General features: G+C 45.4%; 14 protein-coding genes. All 14 read left to right on the top strand.

Features of this window, described 5'->3' with window-relative positions:
- Positions 1-17: 17 nt before the first annotated feature.
- Complete coding sequence (locus tag KGF88_RS08780) at positions 18-1,706, top strand: YjbF family lipoprotein (protein ID WP_162014586.1); 1,689 nt, start codon at positions 18-20, stop codon at positions 1,704-1,706.
- Positions 1,693-3,831 (top strand): YjbH domain-containing protein, encoded by a 2,139-nt coding sequence (locus KGF88_RS08775; protein ID WP_153826833.1) that lies wholly within the window; start codon positions 1,693-1,695, stop codon positions 3,829-3,831. Before KGF88_RS08780 ends, KGF88_RS08775 begins: the two co-directional genes overlap by 14 nt.
- Before the next feature lie 127 nt (positions 3,832-3,958).
- Positions 3,959-5,113, top strand: a complete 1,155-nt coding sequence (locus tag KGF88_RS08770) for a polysaccharide export protein (protein ID WP_153826832.1) — start codon at positions 3,959-3,961, stop codon at positions 5,111-5,113.
- A gap of 12 nt (positions 5,114-5,125) precedes the next feature.
- Positions 5,126-5,581, top strand: coding sequence for a low molecular weight protein-tyrosine-phosphatase (locus tag KGF88_RS08765; RefSeq protein ID WP_153826831.1), 456 nt, complete (start codon positions 5,126-5,128; stop codon positions 5,579-5,581).
- 21 nt (positions 5,582-5,602) lie between these two features.
- Positions 5,603-7,789: a polysaccharide biosynthesis tyrosine autokinase gene (locus tag KGF88_RS08760; protein ID WP_153826830.1), complete on the top strand. Its 2,187-nt coding sequence runs from the start codon at positions 5,603-5,605 to the stop codon at positions 7,787-7,789.
- Entirely contained in the window at positions 7,790-9,136 is a 1,347-nt protein-coding gene (locus KGF88_RS08755) for a nucleotide sugar dehydrogenase (protein ID WP_153826829.1), read from the top strand. It abuts the gene before it with no gap.
- Between the two features lie 9 nt (positions 9,137-9,145).
- On the top strand, positions 9,146-10,369 hold the full coding sequence (locus KGF88_RS08750) for a hypothetical protein (protein WP_153826828.1): 1,224 nt from the start codon (positions 9,146-9,148) through the stop codon (positions 10,367-10,369).
- A 27-nt stretch (positions 10,370-10,396) separates the two neighbouring features.
- Positions 10,397-11,620, top strand: coding sequence for a glycosyltransferase family 4 protein (locus KGF88_RS08745; RefSeq protein ID WP_153826827.1), 1,224 nt, complete (start codon positions 10,397-10,399; stop codon positions 11,618-11,620).
- Positions 11,617-12,912: a glycosyltransferase family 4 protein gene (locus KGF88_RS08740; RefSeq protein ID WP_153826826.1), complete on the top strand. Its 1,296-nt coding sequence runs from the start codon at positions 11,617-11,619 to the stop codon at positions 12,910-12,912. Before KGF88_RS08745 ends, KGF88_RS08740 begins: the two co-directional genes overlap by 4 nt.
- 4 nt (positions 12,913-12,916) lie before the next feature.
- On the top strand, positions 12,917-13,834 hold the full coding sequence (locus KGF88_RS08735; protein ID WP_228759538.1) for a hypothetical protein: 918 nt from the start codon (positions 12,917-12,919) through the stop codon (positions 13,832-13,834).
- A gap of 28 nt (positions 13,835-13,862) precedes the next feature.
- On the top strand, positions 13,863-15,137 hold the full coding sequence (locus tag KGF88_RS08730; protein ID WP_153826824.1) for a glycosyltransferase family 4 protein: 1,275 nt from the start codon (positions 13,863-13,865) through the stop codon (positions 15,135-15,137).
- 37 nt (positions 15,138-15,174) lie between these two features.
- Positions 15,175-16,677 carry a lipopolysaccharide biosynthesis protein gene (locus tag KGF88_RS08725; RefSeq protein WP_153826823.1) on the top strand — a complete coding sequence of 501 codons (1,503 nt, stop codon included), beginning with the start codon at positions 15,175-15,177 and terminating at the stop codon, positions 16,675-16,677.
- A 33-nt stretch (positions 16,678-16,710) separates the two neighbouring features.
- Complete coding sequence (locus KGF88_RS08720; RefSeq protein WP_162014585.1) at positions 16,711-17,658, top strand: SDR family NAD(P)-dependent oxidoreductase; 948 nt, start codon at positions 16,711-16,713, stop codon at positions 17,656-17,658.
- Between the two features lie 4 nt (positions 17,659-17,662).
- Positions 17,663-18,706 carry a polysaccharide biosynthesis protein gene (locus KGF88_RS08715; RefSeq protein WP_153826822.1) on the top strand — a complete coding sequence of 348 codons (1,044 nt, stop codon included), beginning with the start codon at positions 17,663-17,665 and terminating at the stop codon, positions 18,704-18,706.
- Positions 18,707-18,711 lie beyond the last annotated feature (5 nt).

Below are 18,711 nucleotides of genomic sequence, written 5' to 3'. Positions count from 1 at the left end.
CTATACAAAGTGCAGGCTTGTTCAATGCAGCCGAAGCAGCTCAAGTAGACCAAGCCACGCAAACAACAGCAACCCAAACAGAGTCGCTATTAGATAGGTTGTTGGGTAAAAACGTAAGTGAGAGTATTGATTTAGCCTTCGGTGCAAAAGAAGATATCGAGCTCACGCCCGAGCAAGCTCAGGCTCTGCCGTATGCAGCTAGTTATATCAGGTTAGGTGATTCGCCACGTTCCTTGGTAGTGTTAGGCGAAGCCGATAATTTAGTGCAGGGGCAAAACCCTGATGCGATCTATGCGCAGCGTCTGCAGTGGTTCACCAATAGCAACGAAATCGTTGAAACCGTGCAAGGCCGGGTACAAAGCCTACAGAATTTAAAGTATTCTACAGTTAAAGCAGTGTGGCTGGCCCAAGCCAGCACCGAACTTAGCTACGACGTACGACAAACCTCGGCGTTTCATACCGAGCACAAGCCTCATTTTGTGACCGTACGCCAGAGCTATCGGGTGGTTAAAAGCCAGCGTGAGCAGAGCCTTGCCATGCCCAACGGCACCACCTTACATGTGCTCGTTACCGAAGAACGGCTGTATCCGCTGCCAAACAAAAACAACAGCCAAAACAACAGCCAGTACGAAAACGAGCAGCCCATCGCCACCAACGAATTCTATCGTGATCTAGCTAGCGGCCGTGTGGTGAAGAGCAAGCAGTGGTTAGGCGCTGAGCTAGGTTATTTTGAAATGACCGAAGTGCAGCCCTTTAACGGTGTCGGTGGACCAACCCAAAATTGGGGCTATAGCGCTTTACCAGCGCAGCCCGGGTTTCAAGATTTGAAAACCCAAGACGGCAGCGACCCAACCCAGTATCGCCAACTGCGGGTCAAGCTAACGCAGCCCTTAACGAAACAAGCAGCCCAACAACAAACGCAGCTCTTCAGCGGGCTATTTTTCGCAACCGTGCCTGCTCTTCCAGCAGGCCAGCAATCGAACTCAAACCCTAGCCAGCAAGCCACCCGTAGCCTGCGCCTTAACGATATCATGACCGAGTTTCACCGGTTGGGGTTAGAGCAGGTACCTTATGCACCTTTAACGCGTTTGCACAGCCCCAAGCTAGACCAATGGTTTGCGGGGCGTAAAGCCGGTATGTTAGTGCGCTTACGCATGTTAGAACAAACCTACAAAGCCGATGGCGAAACGCAACTTGCTGCCCAAGCCGCTGAGCTTACTCAAGCATTTCAGAGCTGGCCGCTGCGTGCTACCTATATTCACGGCTGGTCTTTAGGTGATGCTCGTATTAACCAAGCAACAAACAAAGCACTGAATTTAGCCGATGCCGCTGACAGTAACAGTGTGATCCCAAGTTACGAGCTAAGCTTGAACCCAGCGCCGCAAACTAGCAGCCTGCAGGTTGGTTTGGCCACCCAGTTAAGCGATCATGAACAGGTGTATGTGACCGATGCTCATGGCCAAATCAGTTTGGTGCCGCTACAAAGCTACAACAGCACAGCGGAGCAACGGGCATTGGCCCACCAGCCAGGCGCATTGGTGTTACGTAGTATCGCCGATAAAGATTTACCGAAAGGCTTCAGAGACGTGAATTATCAACTGGCCATGTTCTTACAACATTGGGATTGGGCGGCCGCCAGTGCTACAGCTAGCACCAAAACCACCACGCAGCCTGACACAACAGAATTAGCTCATGCCAAGCACTAAGCCCGCTAAGCCAGCCAAGCTCGCACTTGCCATCACTTTGGCGTTAGCCTCGTTAGTTACTGCTAGCCAAGCACAAGCAGATATCATCGACGGCCCGTTAGCGCAAAGTGACTTTGGTGGCGTAGGCTTACTACAAACGCCAACCGCGCGGATGAACCCGTATGGTGAGCTAAGCATTAACTACAGCGATGCCGATGAATATCGCCGTACCGCCGTCAGCTTGCAGCTGTTCCCTTGGCTAACTGCGACCGCTCGTTACACTGATATCAGATATCAACTGTACAGCGGCGATTCCAATTTTAGTGGCGACCAAACCCTCAAAGACAAAGGCTTTGACGCCAAAGTCTTGCTATCGCAAGAAGGCAAGTACCTGCCGCAACTAGCGCTAGGCTTGCAAGACGTGGGCGGTACTGGGATCTTCGCTGGTGAATACCTAGTTGCCAACAAGCGCTTTAGTACCAGTGAGCTTGGCAGCTTTGATGTTAGCCTAGGCATGGGTTGGGGCTATTTAGGTCGGCGCGATAATATCAGTAACCCGTTTTGTGAGATAGCTGACCGCATGTGTGAGCGCCCCAGAGGAACGAGCGGTTCTGGCGGTAAATTTGAAGTCGATAAATGGTTCCGAGGCCCTGCTGCACTTTTTGGTGGTGTGCAGTACTACACGCCTATCGATGGCCTAAGCCTGATGGCGGAGTACGATCCAAACGACTATCAACTGGATAACGCTGGGCGTGATATTGACGTTGATTCCCCTTGGAACCTTGGCGCCCATTATGCTTACAACGACACTGTCAGCTTTAAGCTAGGGTACGAGCGCGGCAATACAGTCACCTTTGGCGTGACCTTTAACTACAACTTTAACAAAGCTTATCAGCATAAAGTAGAGCCAGCCAAGCGCATCGCAAAGAGCGATAACACCACTCCTGCGAGTATCAATGAGGTGGATTATCAGAAGCTTGCCAACGATCTACTTACCGAGTCAGGCTGGAAACTAGCTGAAGGCACAGGTGCTCACGTTAACGAAAGCACCAACGCAAACGCCACAAACAAAACCAACAGCATCGAACTCATCGCCACGCAAACACGTTTTCGTGATACCGATGAAGCCGTCGACCGTGCCGCACGTATCCTAGCCGATAGCATGCCCGAGAGCCTGACTGAGTATCGCATCACCGAATACGATGGCAACCTTGGCAAGGCCACGCATGTAGTTAATGCTGAGGCCTACAAAGCTGCTTATCGTGGCGAGCGCATGTTAGCTGATACAGATAATGCCATCAGAACCACCAGCGCCACGCCATCGCAGCAGCAAGTGAGCTTTAAGCAAGATAAATTCAGTTGGTCGATAGAGCCAGACCTAGACCAAAGTTTTGGCGGCGCTGAATCTTTTTACCTGTATCAGCTTAGCTTAAAAGCCAGTGCTAACTATCAGTTTAACGATGCCCTGCAGCTTAGTGGCAAAATGGGCATTAACTTAGCCAATAGCTACGACAAGTTTAATTACTTACTTGATAGCCAAGGCGCGACTTTACCGCGCGTACGTACTCGTATCCGGGAATACGCCATTAACCAAGAAGTGTGGCTAGAACATTTAAGCGCCCGCTACACCGAGCAGTTAGGCCGTAACCTCTATGGACAAGTCTACGGCGGCTACCTAGAGCGGATGTTTGGTGGGGTAGGGGCTGAAGTATTAAAGCAAGCACCGAATAGCAACTGGGCCTTTGGCTTTGACGTTAACTACGTGAAGCAGCGCGACCCATATAAAGATCTTGGCTTTGATGATTACGACGTACTCACCGGCCATGCCTCGGTGTATTGGGATACGCCTTATATACCTAATACCACTTTGATTGCCAGGGCCGGACGCTTCTTAGCCAAAGACGAAGGCGTGCACTTAGAGCTACAACACGAATTTGATAGCGGCGTAATAGCCGGTGCCTTTGCCGCGTTTACGAACGTTAGTGACGAAGAGTATGGCGAAGGCAGTTTTACCAAAGGGTTTTACTTAAGTATCCCCTTCGATTTATTCTTTGTGCGTAACACCAAAGCGCGCGGTAGCCTAGGCTGGATGCCGATACTACGCGACGGCGGCCAAATGTTACGTCGCCCCCATTTATACAGGTAGTGAGAGTAAGATAAATGGTTGTCCTTAGCGTCCTAGCCGGAGTTAGTGACTGCATTGGAACACAGGCTTTCGTGCATCAAAGCACACGTACTAGTATTTAGAACTAAAAACTCATGGTGGGTACACAATGATAATAAACAAATCAACTCTTACGCTTACGGCAGGTTTAGCTCTTGCCCTTACAGGCTGTACCATGGTACCTGGTTCTCATATTCCAACGGATGTGCCTAACGGACTTTATGAAAATGCGAACACTGAGTATGTGAGTGAGGCCTTTGAGGAAGCTGATTTAGATAAACTTGTTCGGCGGTATGCTATCACCCCAATGTTAATAGCTGAGATGAATGCCACGAAACCAGCAGTGGAAGTTAATACTTCATTGACTGCTGAACTAGAAAATTATGACTACAGGATCGGAAAGGGTGATGTACTTAGTATAACTGTTTGGAATCATCCAGAACTTACTATTCCAGCTGGCTCAAACCGAAGTGCAGAAGAAGCCGGAAACTGGGTTCATAATGATGGAACTATTTTTTACCCTTACATTGGTCGTGTTGAAGTAGCCGGCAAGACTATTCCAGAAATTCGAAAGATTATCTCGGCTCGATTAGCAAAATATATTGAAAATCCTCAAGTAGATGTCACTATTGCTGCGTTTCGTTCGCAACGAGTTTATGTCACCGGTGAAGTGAGTAATCCTGGAACTCTGCCCATCACCAATGTACCTTTAACCCTGCTTGAGGCTATTAACAGAGTTGGTGGCTTAAGTGCCAGCGCTGATTGGGCAGGGGTAACCGTAACTCGAGATGGTCGAGATATGGTGTTCAGCTTGCGTGATCTCTATCGCTATGGCGATACCTCTCAGAATCTAGTACTGCGTACGGATGATGTGTTGCACGTTGAGCGGAATGAAAACAGTAAAGTCTTTGTTCTTGGTGAAGTGGTTCGCCCACAAAGCTTTGTGATGGGGCGTCGTGGCATGACACTCGCTGAAGCTCTCACTGAAGCAGGTGGTTTTGATGAACAAAGCGCTAATGCTTCAGGTATCTTTGTACTCCGACAAGCAGATGCCGATAGCGGTTTGATTGCCGATGTGTACCAACTTAACGCAAAAAACGCAGTTGCTTTAATCATGGCAGAACAGTTTACACTCCAAGAACGTGATATTGTCTATGTCACAGCGGCTCCTGTCGCACGGTGGAACCGTGTGTTGAGTCAACTGTTACCTACAGTTAGTGGCTTGTACTCGGTTGGTCGAGCTAATAGTGAGTTAACTCGCTAATAGGTAAGGTAAATGTTTGATAAAATTCTAGTCGTATGTGTAGGAAATATTTGCCGTAGCCCCACTGCAGAGCATATGTTACGAGCTAGGTTACCACACAAACACGTTCGTTCAGCTGGCTTAGCTACTGAAAAAAGTGGCTTAGCTGGCAACGGAATAGATGCGCAAGCTAAATCAATAGCTGCCCAGCACGGCCTGATGATTGAAGACCATGTGGCAACACAGATTTCAAATGATTTGGTTAAATGGGCAGACTTAGTGTTAGTCATGGAACAAGGGCACAGAGAGCAGCTAGCGCGCATGTATCCAGAAGCACGAGGTAAAACTCTACTGCTAGGTAACTGGCTGGGTGCCAAACATGAAGCAAAAGACATTCCCGATCCTTACCGTAAAAGCGATGAGGCCTTTATATTTGTCTACGAGTTACTGGAAGCAGCTGTAGATAGTTGGGTAAATAAACTTAATTAATAAGATGTTCTAGGGCAAATAATGACAACGACGAAAACCAGCTCGCAACCGATCAACAAAGTAACAGATGACGCCATTGATATTGGGCGTTTTATTGGGATCATCATTGATAATAAGAAGCTACTAATTGCTGCTATTGTTATTTCCACACTCGTTGGTTATTTGGTTGCGACTTTATCTACTCCAATTTATCGTGCCGATGCATTAATTCAGATTGAGAAAAAGCAATCATCTATCCCTGGCTTAGATATGGCTGCGATGTTTCGGGGAACCAATGAAACCGAGGCGGAAGCTTTTATTTTAAGATCGAGAATGGTTGCAGGCCCAGTAGTTGAAAGATTAGGTTTGAATATTAACGTTCAACCTCAATACATGCCTTTTATTGGTGAATGGCTAGCGCGTCGCAGTGGTAAACCAGATAGCATCGTGTTTGAAACGTTTAATCCGCCATCACCAGGAACCTACGATTTAGTCGTGACCGGCGCGAATAGCTTTGAGATTTATCAATTTGATGAGTTATTAGTGTCTGGTAAAACAAACCAATTGCTCGAACAAAATGGCTTCAAAGTGTATGTCACTAGCTTAGAAGCCAATAATACCGAAGAATTTAAAGTAGTGAAAACGCGAGCAGCTGCTGCGATTAATCGCCTAGCAAATAGTTTACGAGTCACTGAAATGGGTACTCGGACAGGCATTCTTGAAGTGTCACTACAGAATCCAGATCGACAGAGCGCGGAACGTACGTTGAACGCAGTGATAGAAGAGTATCAATTACAGAATATTCGTCGAAGCGCAGCCGAAGCACAAAACAGCTTGAAATTTTTGCAAGAGCAAATGCCAGAAGTTAAAGCGACTTTAGATACAGCCGAAGCGGCTCTAAATAGTTACCGCATCAGTGCTGAATCAATAGATCTTCAAACAGAAACGCAAAGTTTGCTCGAGCGCATCGTCGAACTAGATAAAGTAGTAAATGATCTAGAGGCTCAGGAGAGTGAAATTTCGCGGTTATTCACTAAAGAACATCCTAGTTACCAAGCCTTACTTGAACAGAAAAATCGTGTCTTAGAAGAACGAGAAAGCTTATCTGAGCGCGTGCAAGGTCTGCCAGAAACACAGCAGAAGATTTTACGGCTGATGCGAGATGTAGAAGTATCTCAGCAAATCTATTTACAACTGCTTAATCGCATGCAGGAACTTAATATCGCCAAAGCTAGTACTGTTGGAAATGTACGTATACTCGATGCAGCACAAGCAACCTTTGGTCCAGTAGCACCGCAAAAATCGGTCATTGTTGCTATTTCTTTCTTATTAGGTACTTTTTTTAGTATTACTTGGGTACTAGTACGAGCGATGCTCAACAAGGGAATCGAACGCCCTGAGCAACTCGAAGAAGAAGGCCTAAATGTTTACGCATCAGTACCTCTATCTGATGCTCAAAAGAGTTTTAACTTAAAGCTTGAACGTTTCGCTCGCAGTAAAGAACGGCAAGCACTACATATGCCTTTGCTGGCCAAGGAAGACCCTACCGACTTGGCTATTGAAGCGTTACGAGGTCTACGAACCAGTCTGCATTTTGCGATGTTAGAGGCAAAGAATAATATCTTGATGATCACGGGGCCAAGCCCGGCGGTAGGTAAAACCTTCGTCACAGCTAACCTTGCTGCAGTCTTGGCGCAAAGCGGTAAAAAAGTATTGGTTATAGATGCTGATATTCGCCGCGGTTACATGCATAGTATTTTTAATGTTAGTAACGATTATGGCTTGTCAGACTTCTTAGCCGACAAAGACAAGCAGATAGGCGAATTTAATAGCGTTATTAAACAGCTATACGTAGAGAATTTGTTCTTTTTACCACGAGGAGAGGCTGCTCCTAACCCATCTGAACTATTAATGCATGATCGCATGAAAGAGCTGCTTGAACTGTGTGAGCATGAATTTGATTATGTGATCGTTGATACGCCTCCAGTACTAGCAGTAACAGATGCCGCTATTGTAGGACGATATGTGGGCACTACATTATTAGTCGCTAGATTTGGTGAAACACCCGTGAAGGAAGTAACAACAACAGTTCAGCGCTTAGAGCAAAATGGTGTTGATGTAAAAGGTATTATCTTGAATAGCGTTGAACGAAAAGCAAGTGCCTATTACGGTTACGGATATAGTTACGGCTACCAATATGGCTATAGCTACAAGTCGGAGAAGGCGTAAATGCAGTTGCAGAAAGTTAAGTTAGCGGTGATCGGGCTTGGTTACGTTGGGCTACCTTTGGCGGTGGAGTTTGCAAAAAAATACCCAACTCTTGGCTTCGACATTAACACATCGCGAGTTGCTGAGTTGCAACAAGGGTACGACCGTACCCAAGAAGTTGACGCGGTAGAACTTGCGCAGGCTACCCATATTAAGTTTAGTGCAAATACTGACGACTTAGCGCACGCCAATGTTTTTATAGTAACCGTGCCTACTCCCATTAATAAGCATAAACAGCCCGATTTAACCCCACTGTATAAAGCCAGCGAAACCATTGGTAAGTTCCTTAAGAGGGGCGATATCGTTATATACGAGTCGACGGTATACCCAGGCGCAACGGAAGAAGACTGCGTACCGGTATTAGAGCGAGTGTCTGGCTTAACATTTAACAAGGACTTTTACGCGGGTTATAGCCCAGAGCGCATTAATCCCGGAGACAAAGAGCACCGCGTTACTAATATTTTAAAAGTAACAGCCGGTTCAACCCCGGAAGTTGCAGACTTTGTGAACAGCCTTTACGCGTCTATTATTACGGCGGGTACTCACAAGGCTAGCTCAATTCGGGTTGCTGAAGCTGCAAAAGTTATCGAGAATACTCAGCGCGACGTAAATATAGCCTTAATTAACGAACTGGCGATGCTGTTCAACCAAATGGGTATAAACACGCATGAGGTATTAGCTGCGGCAGCAACTAAGTGGAACTTTCTACCCTTCAAGCCAGGCCTAGTGGGCGGGCATTGTATTGGCGTTGACCCCTATTATTTAACGCACAAAGCGCAGTCTATTGGTTTTCACCCGGAAATGATTTTGGCTGGCCGTAGAATTAACGACAACATGAGCAAATATGTTGCGGCCGACATTGTAAAACAAATGCTATTGGCTGGAAAACCAGTTCGAACCAGCAGTGTATTAATGTTGGGTGTTACCTTTAAGGAAAATTGCCCAGACATTCGTAACACCAAGGTTATAGACTTAGTGCACGAACTGGAATCGTTCGGCGCTAGTGTTGACATCTACGACCCTTGGGCAGACGCTGAAGAAGCTACTCATGAACTGGGTGTTTCGCTCTTAAGTAAGCTACCCGAGCAGGCCGACTACCACTCAGTTGTGCTAGCTGTAGCCCATCAAGAGTTTGTGCAACTTGCCGAGAAAGGATTCGAGCACTTGCTCGATAATTCTAGCGCTAGCGCTAACTCTAACTCGACAAGCAACGAGAACGACACCCGTTTCAGTAATGCAGCTAACAGCTATGTAGTATACGACCTTAAGAATATTTTACCTGCTGGTACAGCAACGGGTGGTTTGTAACTCGTTGTTATGCGTATATCTATTAATTCGCTACAGAATATAGCAATAGCCTATGTAGCCCTGTGGGTTACATCACCAGCACTCGGTTATAGCACAATTGCACGGGTGCTGGCGGTTTTAGCCGTTGCCGGTTGGCTATTCCTTGAATTATTAAAGCCTACAAATTTGTTCCTGCGCCCTTCTATTCCTACTATTCTCGCAACGGTATTTATTATTTACATTGGCGTTCTTGATTACCTTCAACTGGGGCTTGGTGGCCTGATTCAGAACTTCCAGCTTTTTATTGCCTTGTTCTTTCTATACGTAATTGAAAGTCGCCGTCATAGTGTAGAGTCATTTTTACCCATTCTATGGTGGATACTGCTTACCCTACCTATTACCTATGTAAAAACTATCTATACCTTGTGGTTTGTGAATGGACACGCAATGCGCACGGTGGTTCGTTCTAGTGACGCAGCGTTAGAGCTAGCAAATAGTGGTGTCGGAGGCTTCGGTTTAGCTTACAGCACCGTAATTATGGTGCCAATTATATATATGTTATTCAGAAGCAGAAAGGAATTGGGCTTTAAACCTTGGCAAAACTTCCTGGTATTTGGCAATCTTGTGTTAGCTATTACCCTAGTGCTGAGTTCCGGGTTTAGTATTGCGGTTATTACTATGTTCGCCACTCTAGGCTCACTTATTATTCTTGCCAATATTACTACTACACGGGTATTGTTTGCGCTGTTTTTGGCTGCAATACTGTCGGTTGGTTTTAAGCCAGTCTTGTCCACTAGCCTAACTGCAATACAGCCTTTTACCCAAGGCACTAATTACTTTATTAAAATTCGCGATGTTTTAGAAACTCTTGAGCAAGGCGAGGCACAAGGAACCGCGAGTGAGAGGGTAGAGCGCTGGCGACGTAGTGCTAAATTGTTTATTGAAAACCCTTTACTAGGCGTTTGGAGTAATCGCGATATTGGTAAGCACTCTGAGATTCTCGATAATTTTGCAAAATTAGGCGTTTTCTTTGGTTTCCTTTTTATTTATTTAATTTTCTATCTGCCTATTCGATACATGGGCAAGCACCCAAAGTTAGACGGTGCGGCATTGTCGATCGTGGTGTGTATGTTAGCGATTACCTTTATGAATAGCTTCGTAGCCACTCAAGGTTTGATTCTGTTTTTGCTTTTTCCGCTTGCTGCAACTATGGTCGCGAGTCGTGTGAGCAGAGACGACGAAGTCGCGGCATAATAACGCAACGGAGATGAACAATCGGACATGAGTAAGAGCACATGCTTACAAGATGCGCGCGACACCATTTTATTATGCGGGGGTTACCAACTGCCTGACCGCAACGCATCCGCAATACGAGCATTGGGAACCGCTAGGCTTTTACAAACCTTAGGCTACAAGGTGTACGTGCTCGGCAAGTTGCCGACTAGTGATACCTCTCGTGACATTAATCGTATGCTCTGGCAGGCAAATGGCTTACCTGATATTGAATGCATTAGCATTAATAAGCCTACAAGCGACTTTTCGGGGCGCTCTTATGTGGTGTCGGCAGACCCCATTGAAGCTTTCGTAGCAAAACTTGGAGCCGGGTCGGTACGCGCTATATTAACTTATAATTACTCGGCTCGTGGCACAAATAAAGTAAACCAATTCTGTCGACAGCATGGTATTGCATCTATTCTCGACTGTACCGAGTGGTATGGGTGGGAAGGCCGCAACATAATTCGTAATATAACCCGGCTGTTTGGGGTGCACATTAAAATGCGCTACCTAACCAAGCAAGCGGGCAATGTAATAGTTGCCTCTTATTTTTTAGAACGATTTTTACCAAAACAGCATTTATTAAAGTTACCTTTTGTAGTCGACCCTAACGAAACTCGTTGGCAACAGGGGCCGTTACCAGAAAACGAACAGCCCGTATTTACCTATTCGGGTAGCCCTGGGCCGGGCATGCATAAAGACCGACTACCCATAATGGTCAGCGCTTTTGCCAAACTGAAGCAGCAAGCCCATGTGTTTAAAGTAAATATAGTTGGGCTTACAGAACAGCAGTACTTAGCTGTAATGCCTGAACACAGAAATACTATTGAGAGGCTCGGTGACAGTATTCAATTTTTTGGCCGAGTAGCACATAGTGAGTCTATTAGCTTGCTTAAAAGCAGCGACTTTTCTGTGTTTTTTCGCAAGCCGAACCGAGTAGCAAATGTGGGCTTTTCTACAAAATATGTGGAGGCTGCAACTTTGGGTATTCCGGTGATTAGTAATGAAACCAGCGATTTAGCTGCTTACCTTAAGCCCGGTAAAAACGGTTTTTTAGCGCGGGAGTTTTCAAATACTGCGATAGAGCAAGCACTCACCCAAGCAGTATCCCTCAGCGCTGAAGAACGTAAGCTTATGCACTTGCGTTGTCGAAAGCTACAGCCGTTCAATTACCAGCACTGGCTATCACAAGCTGAATCCTTCTTTAACCAATTAGTGGTTCGTAAATGACCTCTGTGAAAAAAATTCTATGGACAGCCAACATTCCTCTGCCTGCAGTGGCAGAGCAACTCGGGTTGCCGGCAAGCCCGTTTGGCGGCTGGTTAACGCTAATGACACGCGGGCTTGCAAAAGACCAACGCTTTAAAATTGCGATCGCGATGCGCTGCCCAATTTCAGACTTTCAAGTTATTGAAAAAGATAACATTACCTACTATGCCATGCCGCAACTAAGGGCAGATCAGTACGACGTGGAGCAAAGTGTATGCGACCGTGTGCTCAACCACTTTAAGCCCGATATTTTGCACTGTGAAGGTGCAGAAATGCGTTACACGCGTCGCTTCCTAGAAACATGGCAAGGCGAACGCTTACTGTCTATGCAGGGTGTAATAAACGGTTACACCCAATACGAGTTAGGGCGGCTACCTCTGTTGGATATGCTCAACCCATTTCATCCTAAAGTCGCGCTCACGGCGGTCGCTCTTATTGTAAATAAGCTGTGGCGCTTTAATAGCCGTTTAAACCACGAGCGGGCAGCCATGCAGTGCGCTACCCATTTAATGGGGCGTACTGAGTGGGACCAAGCGCAGGCTTTTGCTATTAATCCCGCAGCGAGTTACCACAGTTGCAGCCGAATACTTAGAGACACCTTTTACCAAACTCAATGGCAACTTGAACAGGCGAAACGTTTTACGCTATTTGTTGGCAATGCAGGTTCACCCCGAAAAGGCGTACATGTTTTACTCCAAGCAGTAGCTCAATTAAAGCAGCACTTTCCTGCAATTCGTGTTCGTATAGCCGGAGAGAACCCTCATACAAAGGCTAGTGCGGTTAAGCGCATGATCGGCTATGGTAGCTATATAAACCATTTAATTCATACGCTTAAGTTAGATGAAAACGTAGAGTTTTTGGGCGTATTACAAGAGCAAGATATGGCCAAGCAATTAGCAAGCTCCCATGTTTATGTAATGAGCTCTATTATTGAAAATAGCCCTAATACATTAGGTGAAGCTATGATTATGGGGGTTCCTTGCGTTACTGCATTTGCTGGCGGTACACCAACTATGGCTACCGACGAGCAAGAAGCTTTGTTTTATAGAGCCGACGACCCTGCAATGTTAGCGTTGAAGTTGAAGCGTATTTTTGAGTCTGACGAATTAGCCTGCCGGCTTTCACAACATGCAAGAAAGAAAGCCATGCACACGCACAATCCGGAGCGGAATGTAAAGGCGTTAGTAGACACTTACTTGTTGATTACAGGATTTGCAGAGCAAACAACAACCGCAGACCAACAGGAAATGTAACCACGTGGAACTCGCACCCGTTGCTTTATTTGCGTATAACCGGCCTGATCATTTGCAGCAAACCATTGAGCGATTAGCGCAGTGTAAAGAGGCCGCCAGTAGCTGTATTTATATTTTTTGTGACGGGCCGAAACCGCAAGCCAGCGGTGAACAGTTAGAAAAAATAGAACAGGTTCGCGCACTAGCGCAGAGCGTAGCAGTAACCAAACACTTCGCAGTAGTGAATGTTATTCAGTCTGAGCGCAATAAAGGGCTTGCCAATTCAATTATTGGTGGTGTTTCCGACGTTATGAAGAAGCATGGCAAAGCCATTGTAGTTGAAGACGACTTACTGGTAGCTCCCGACTTCCTTACTTATATGAACGCTTGTCTTGAATTTTATGCACCCATTGCGAATGTTGGCTCAATATCTGGCTTTTCTCCATTGCAAAAACTGCCAAGTAATTATGCTCACGACGTATATATTGCACCAAGAAACTGCAGCCACGGTTGGGCCACATGGCGCGACCGCTGGGACACAATAGACTGGAGCAATGAACGGCTAGGGCAAGTTTGGCAGAGCCGTGCACTAAGAGCAAAACTTCGCCAAGGCGGTGGAGACAGAGTAGCACGTGTGAAACGCCAGCTTGAAGGCAAAATAGACTCATGGTCTATTCGGTTTGGTTGTTGGCAGATTTTGCAGCAAAAAAATACAATTTATCCGCGATATAACCGAGTGCAGAATATCGGTATGGACGGCTCTGGGGTGCATACAAAAGCTTCAGACATGATCAATGCAGAAGTTGTATTTGAAGACAGCACATTTACGCTCAGCGTACCTACTTATTGTCACGCCATTGTTCGAACTTTCGCAAACAAATATTCAGGCTCGTTGCCGAAGCGAATTGCCCGCTATATTAAAACCGAATTTTTAAGAATTTAAGATATTTCCTACTTCTAAGGTTTAAAAAGTGAATTCCTCATTGAAAGGAGTCGACGCAAACTGGGTCGCCTACGTTGGGCCGATCGATTTTCCTGAAGGCGGTGCCGCCGCGCGGCGCGTATTAGGAGTGTCGCAAAGCTTGGTGCTTGCTGGCTATAAAGTAACTGTGGTGTCGGGCTATTTATCTGCACGAGCAGTCGAGGGTGAAGCAACAGCTATTCAGCCTGGAATTGAGTCGGTGCAAATAAATGAGCGTTCAGCAGAGCATTTACCCAAGCTGCTCAAGTTTATTAAGTATTTCACCATGGGGCGTCGGTCGCGCGACTGGCTTGAGCGACAAGACTGCTGGCCGAAAGCTATAATTATTTATAGTGGTTATAGCCCTTATTTGCTTAGTTTTACTGGCTGGGCGAAGAAACGCGGCATTAAGATGATTTTCGATGCTGTTGAGTGGTATGCCGCAGAATCACGGCTAGGCTTTTGGATGTCGCCATATTTAATTAATACTGAATTCGCTATGCGATATTTGGTTCCGAAAGCAGACGGCGTTATTTGTATTAGTAGTGCATTGCAACATTACTACCAAGCAAAAAAGCGGCCTACAGTGAGAATTCCCCCAACGCTGACACTCTATGAACCAACAAGTACTTTGGACCAATTAAACCGGCCAAAGCTCGGTAGTGGGCCAATTAAGCTATTTTATGCAGGTTCCCCTGGCAAAAAAGACCGGCTCGATAAAATTGCTATAGCGGTTGCCCAAGTAAACAAACTGCGAGGCAAGCAAGAAGACCTTGAAAACCTAACCGTACCACAGCGAGAAATTGAGCTTCATATTATTGGCTTGAACCAACTAGAGTTCAACGCCTACATGGAACAGTCACCAGAGTCGCAAAAATGGTACGCAGTGGGGGGGGCAACAGCAAAGATAATCTGCCACGGCCGGATTACCCATGCGGAAGTTTCGGAGCTCTTAAAGCAAGCGCACTTTACTATTTTTGTTCGCGAGCGAAATAGAGTGAGCGAGTTTGGCTTTCCAACCAAGTACGTTGAAAGCATGTCATTAGGCTGCCCTGTAATTACTAACCTTACGTCTGATTTGGGTCTTTATCATAGTGTTGAGACTGGTGTTGTAGTTGAAAATACGGACTTAGAAGAGATTCAGCGGTGTATTTTTGCTGTGGCGAGCCTAACGGAATCTAGCTATGGAGAAATGCAAACCCATGCTTGGCAAGTAGCTGTCAACAATTTTGACATAACGATTTACGCAAATGAGCTAAAGCAATTTATTGAAGCACAATATTAGTTTTTTATTTTCAATTTAGACGGTAGTTATTAAATATATGTCGCAAAAAGCTAAAGGTGCATTACTCGGTTACGTCGCTATTGTTGTGGGTATAGTTTCTGCATTAATTTTCACTCCCGTTTTAGTTGCTGAGCTTGGCACTGATAACTATGGGATTTTGAACCTTGCAATGGCTTTTGTCGCTTATATTAGCATTCTTGATCTCGGTATGAACGACAGTTTACTGCGTTTTTTTGTAAAACATAGAGGGAGTACTGAAGAAAAGGAAAAGTTTTTAGGGAGAATGCTATTTACGTACGTCCTCGTTGGTTTCTTTATTATTAGTGTCGTATGGTTGTTAGCCGAATCCTTCGTAAGCATATTTGCGAAAGGCTTAACCTTAGACAAAATATTAGTTCTTGAAGAGATGTTCAAGATAGTCGGTGTCGGGGCGGCAATTATGATTGCCAGCAACCCGCTCTCATCCCTTATTTATGCCGAAGAGCGCTTTGTTTTTCTCCGAAGTTTAGAAATATTTACATCGGTTTTATCTATAGTCGTTATATATCTATTACTCATAAATGACTACGGATTGATCGAGATTGCGTGGAGTATGTGTGCGTTTAAGGTTTTTACCGGGCTTTGTCGCTTTATTTATGTTTCTAACGCGCTCAAATTTCGAATTAGATTAGCCTTGCCACAGTGGCCTGAGTTGAGAAAAATTTTGCTCTATGGGGCTCCTATTTTCGCTGCGGCGATGATGGGGCCTTTATTTCATAAAATAGATCACATCTTAATTGGCTCGATGGTTGGCGCTGCAGCGGTGTCTATTTACGCTATTGGTGTGATGTTTAATAAATACGTAATGTCGCTCACTATCGTTATTACCCGTGTATTCACGCCAGATATTATTCGAAAAATTGACAGTGGTATTTCAAGTGCCGAGATTCTTTCGCTTCTGGTGCGAATTTCTCGTATCCAAGCACTTTTTATCTATTTGGTACTAGGCGGCGTGGTCGTGTTTGGCCAGCAATTTCTCGTTTTATGGCTCAACGAAGACTTTGCGCTTTCGTACTATGTGCTGCTATTTGTTTTGTTGCCTTTTTCTTTAGAGATTATAGGGAATTCGCGAAATATTGTATTGCAAGTAAAAGAAGCGTATTGGTATCGGTCGCTTACAATGGTAATTATGGCAATAATTAACATTATATTGACCTTGCTTCTATTACCGCGTTTCGGGGTTATTGGCGCCGCGGTTGGAACCGGGGCAGCGTTGTTAATAGGATATGTTATTTTAGGCGGTGTTTTGCAAGCGAAAGCAGAAGTTAGCTTCTTAAAATATATTAAAGGGGTTTATGGAAAAACCTTGCCGGTTAATGCGGTGATGGTGTGTATGGCCCTGTGGTTGACTCATGGTATTACGTTTACTTGGTTAACCTTTGCTGGAGCGGTTGTTTTGTATTCAGTAATGTATGTAGCGGTAACCTACATACTGTTACTCAATAGAGATGAAAGAGCGCTGATCGGCAGATTATTGAACCGAAAGCAGCTCACGAGTTAGTCTGTCAGTGAATTCGAATAAAAGGATTACAAAGTGAAAGCGTTAGTTACAGGCGGTGCCGGCTTTATCGGCTCAAATATTGTTGAATCTTTGCTTGAGCAGGGCGCTGAAGTAACGGTGTTAGATGACCTTAGTTCAGGGCACAAGAAAAATATTTCGGATCTAATTACAGCAAAGCATGTTCGTTTCGTTCAGGGTGACGTGCGTGACGCTTCAGCGGTCCGCGATGCAATGCAAGGTGCCGACACGGTTTTTCATCTTGCTGCGTCGGTGGGTAATAAACGCTCAATTGATCATCCGGAAATAGATAGCGACATTAACGTAAGTGGAACGCTTCGGGTACTTGAGGCAGCCCGAGACTTGGGTGTTGAAAAAGTGGTGTCGTCCTCTTCAGCGGGCATATATGGCGAATTGAAAACCATTCCTATTGACGAAAGTCACCCTATTGAGCCACTAACACCTTATGGCGTGTCGAAATTATACACAGAAAAGCAAACACTAGCGTTTGCTCACACCTATGGTTTCGAAGCTATTTGTTTACGCTACTTCAACGTTTATGGCCCTAACCAGCGTTTCGACGCTTATGGTAATGTAATTCCAATTTTTGTTTTTCGTGCCCTTCAGCAGTTACCTATTATAATTTTTGGCGATGGTAAACAAACGCGAGACTTTGTTCACGTAGCCGACGTAGTTCAAGCAAATATTGCAGCTGCAAAAAATAGAGGTGTGTCGGGCGCGTTTAATATTGCAAGCGGCACTCAAATTGAAATTTTAGATTTAGCTAAACGTATCAATCAGTGTTTACCTGAACCGGTTGCCATTGAATTTGGACCAACCCGAATGGGTGATGTATTGCACAGTTTGGCAAATGTTCAAGCGGCTCAGGCATCGTTTGGTTTTAATCCTGTGAAACGCATAGATACCGGATTACCCGAATATGTTGCGTGGGCTCAAAAAGATTTTGAAAATTCGAAAGGATAGGAAAATGGCGTCTGTTTTTGCGGAAAAAACTCTACTTATTACCGGTGGTACCGGCTCATTCGGTAACGCGGTATTACGTCGCTTCCTCGACACGGATATTGCGGAAATTCGTATTTTCAGTCGTGACGAAAAGAAGCAAGACGATATGCGTAAAGCATACAATCATCCGAAACTTAAGTTTTACATTGGCGATGTGCGCGACTACCAAAGTGTGTTGAATGCCAGTCGAGGCGTTGACTTTATATACCATGCTGCGGCGTTAAAGCAAGTTCCGTCTTGCGAGTTTCATCCTATGCAAGCGGTGAAAACCAATGTTATTGGAACCGAAAATGTTCTGGAAGCCGCAATACAAAACGCGGTGAAGCGGGTTGTTTGTTTAAGTACCGACAAGGCGGTTTACCCAATAAATGCCATGGGTATTTCTAAGGCCATGATGGAAAAGGTAATGGTGGCTAAGTCGAGAAATGTAGACGACAGCAAAACCGTTATTTGCGGTACGCGGTACGGTAATGTTATGGCATCGCGCGGGTCTGTTATTCCACTTTTTGTTGACCAAATTCGAGCTGATAAACCCATTACCATTACAGACCCAAGTATGACGCGTTTCATGATGACGCTAGATGATGCTGTAGACCTGGTTCTTTATGCATTTGAACATGGCCAGAATGGTGACATTTTTGTGCAGAAGGCGCCCGCCGCAACTATTGAAGTGCTCGCGAAAGCTATTTTGGAGTTGATTGATAAGCCCGATTATCCCATTCAAATTATGGGTACGCGCCACGGTGAAAAGCTATACGAAGCTTTATTGTCACGTGAAGAAATGGTGTGTGCAGAAGACATGGGCGACTATTACCGAGTGCCGCCAGACTTGCGTGATTTAAACTATGCCAAGTTTGTTGAAGAAGGCGACAGCAAAATAGCAGAGTTTGAAGACTATAACTCGCATAACACAGAGCGTTTGGATGTAGCTGGAATGAAGCAATTATTGCTTAAACTTGATTTTATGCGTGCTTTTGCGGCCGGTAAATACATTAATCCAGAGAGCTAATACAG

It is taken from the genome of Idiomarina loihiensis (genome assembly GCF_024584785.1).
GTDB classification, from domain to species: Bacteria; Pseudomonadota; Gammaproteobacteria; order Enterobacterales; family Alteromonadaceae; genus Pseudidiomarina; species Pseudidiomarina fusca.
Note: the sequence above shows the minus strand (reverse complement) of the source record. Positions and strands in the feature narration are given on the sequence as shown.

Bases quoted from the DNA above. Each gene is read 5' to 3' on its own strand.
- KGF88_RS08715 (WP_153826822.1), top strand. From the start codon at position 17,663: ATGGCGTCTGTTTTTGCGGAAAAAACTCTACTTATTACCGGTGGTACC.
- KGF88_RS08760 (WP_153826830.1), top strand. From the start codon at position 5,603: ATGACAACGACGAAAACCAGCTCGCAACCGATCAACAAAGTAACAGAT.
- KGF88_RS08740 (WP_153826826.1), top strand. From the start codon at position 11,617: ATGACCTCTGTGAAAAAAATTCTATGGACAGCCAACATTCCTCTGCCT.
- KGF88_RS08725 (WP_153826823.1), top strand. From the start codon at position 15,175: ATGTCGCAAAAAGCTAAAGGTGCATTACTCGGTTACGTCGCTATTGTT.
- KGF88_RS08755 (WP_153826829.1), top strand. From the start codon at position 7,790: ATGCAGTTGCAGAAAGTTAAGTTAGCGGTGATCGGGCTTGGTTACGTT.
- KGF88_RS08745 (WP_153826827.1), top strand. From the start codon at position 10,397: ATGAGTAAGAGCACATGCTTACAAGATGCGCGCGACACCATTTTATTA.
- KGF88_RS08770 (WP_153826832.1), top strand. From the start codon at position 3,959: ATGATAATAAACAAATCAACTCTTACGCTTACGGCAGGTTTAGCTCTT.
- KGF88_RS08775 (WP_153826833.1), top strand. From the start codon at position 1,693: ATGCCAAGCACTAAGCCCGCTAAGCCAGCCAAGCTCGCACTTGCCATC.
- KGF88_RS08750 (WP_153826828.1), top strand. From the start codon at position 9,146: ATGCGTATATCTATTAATTCGCTACAGAATATAGCAATAGCCTATGTA.
- KGF88_RS08765 (WP_153826831.1), top strand. From the start codon at position 5,126: ATGTTTGATAAAATTCTAGTCGTATGTGTAGGAAATATTTGCCGTAGC.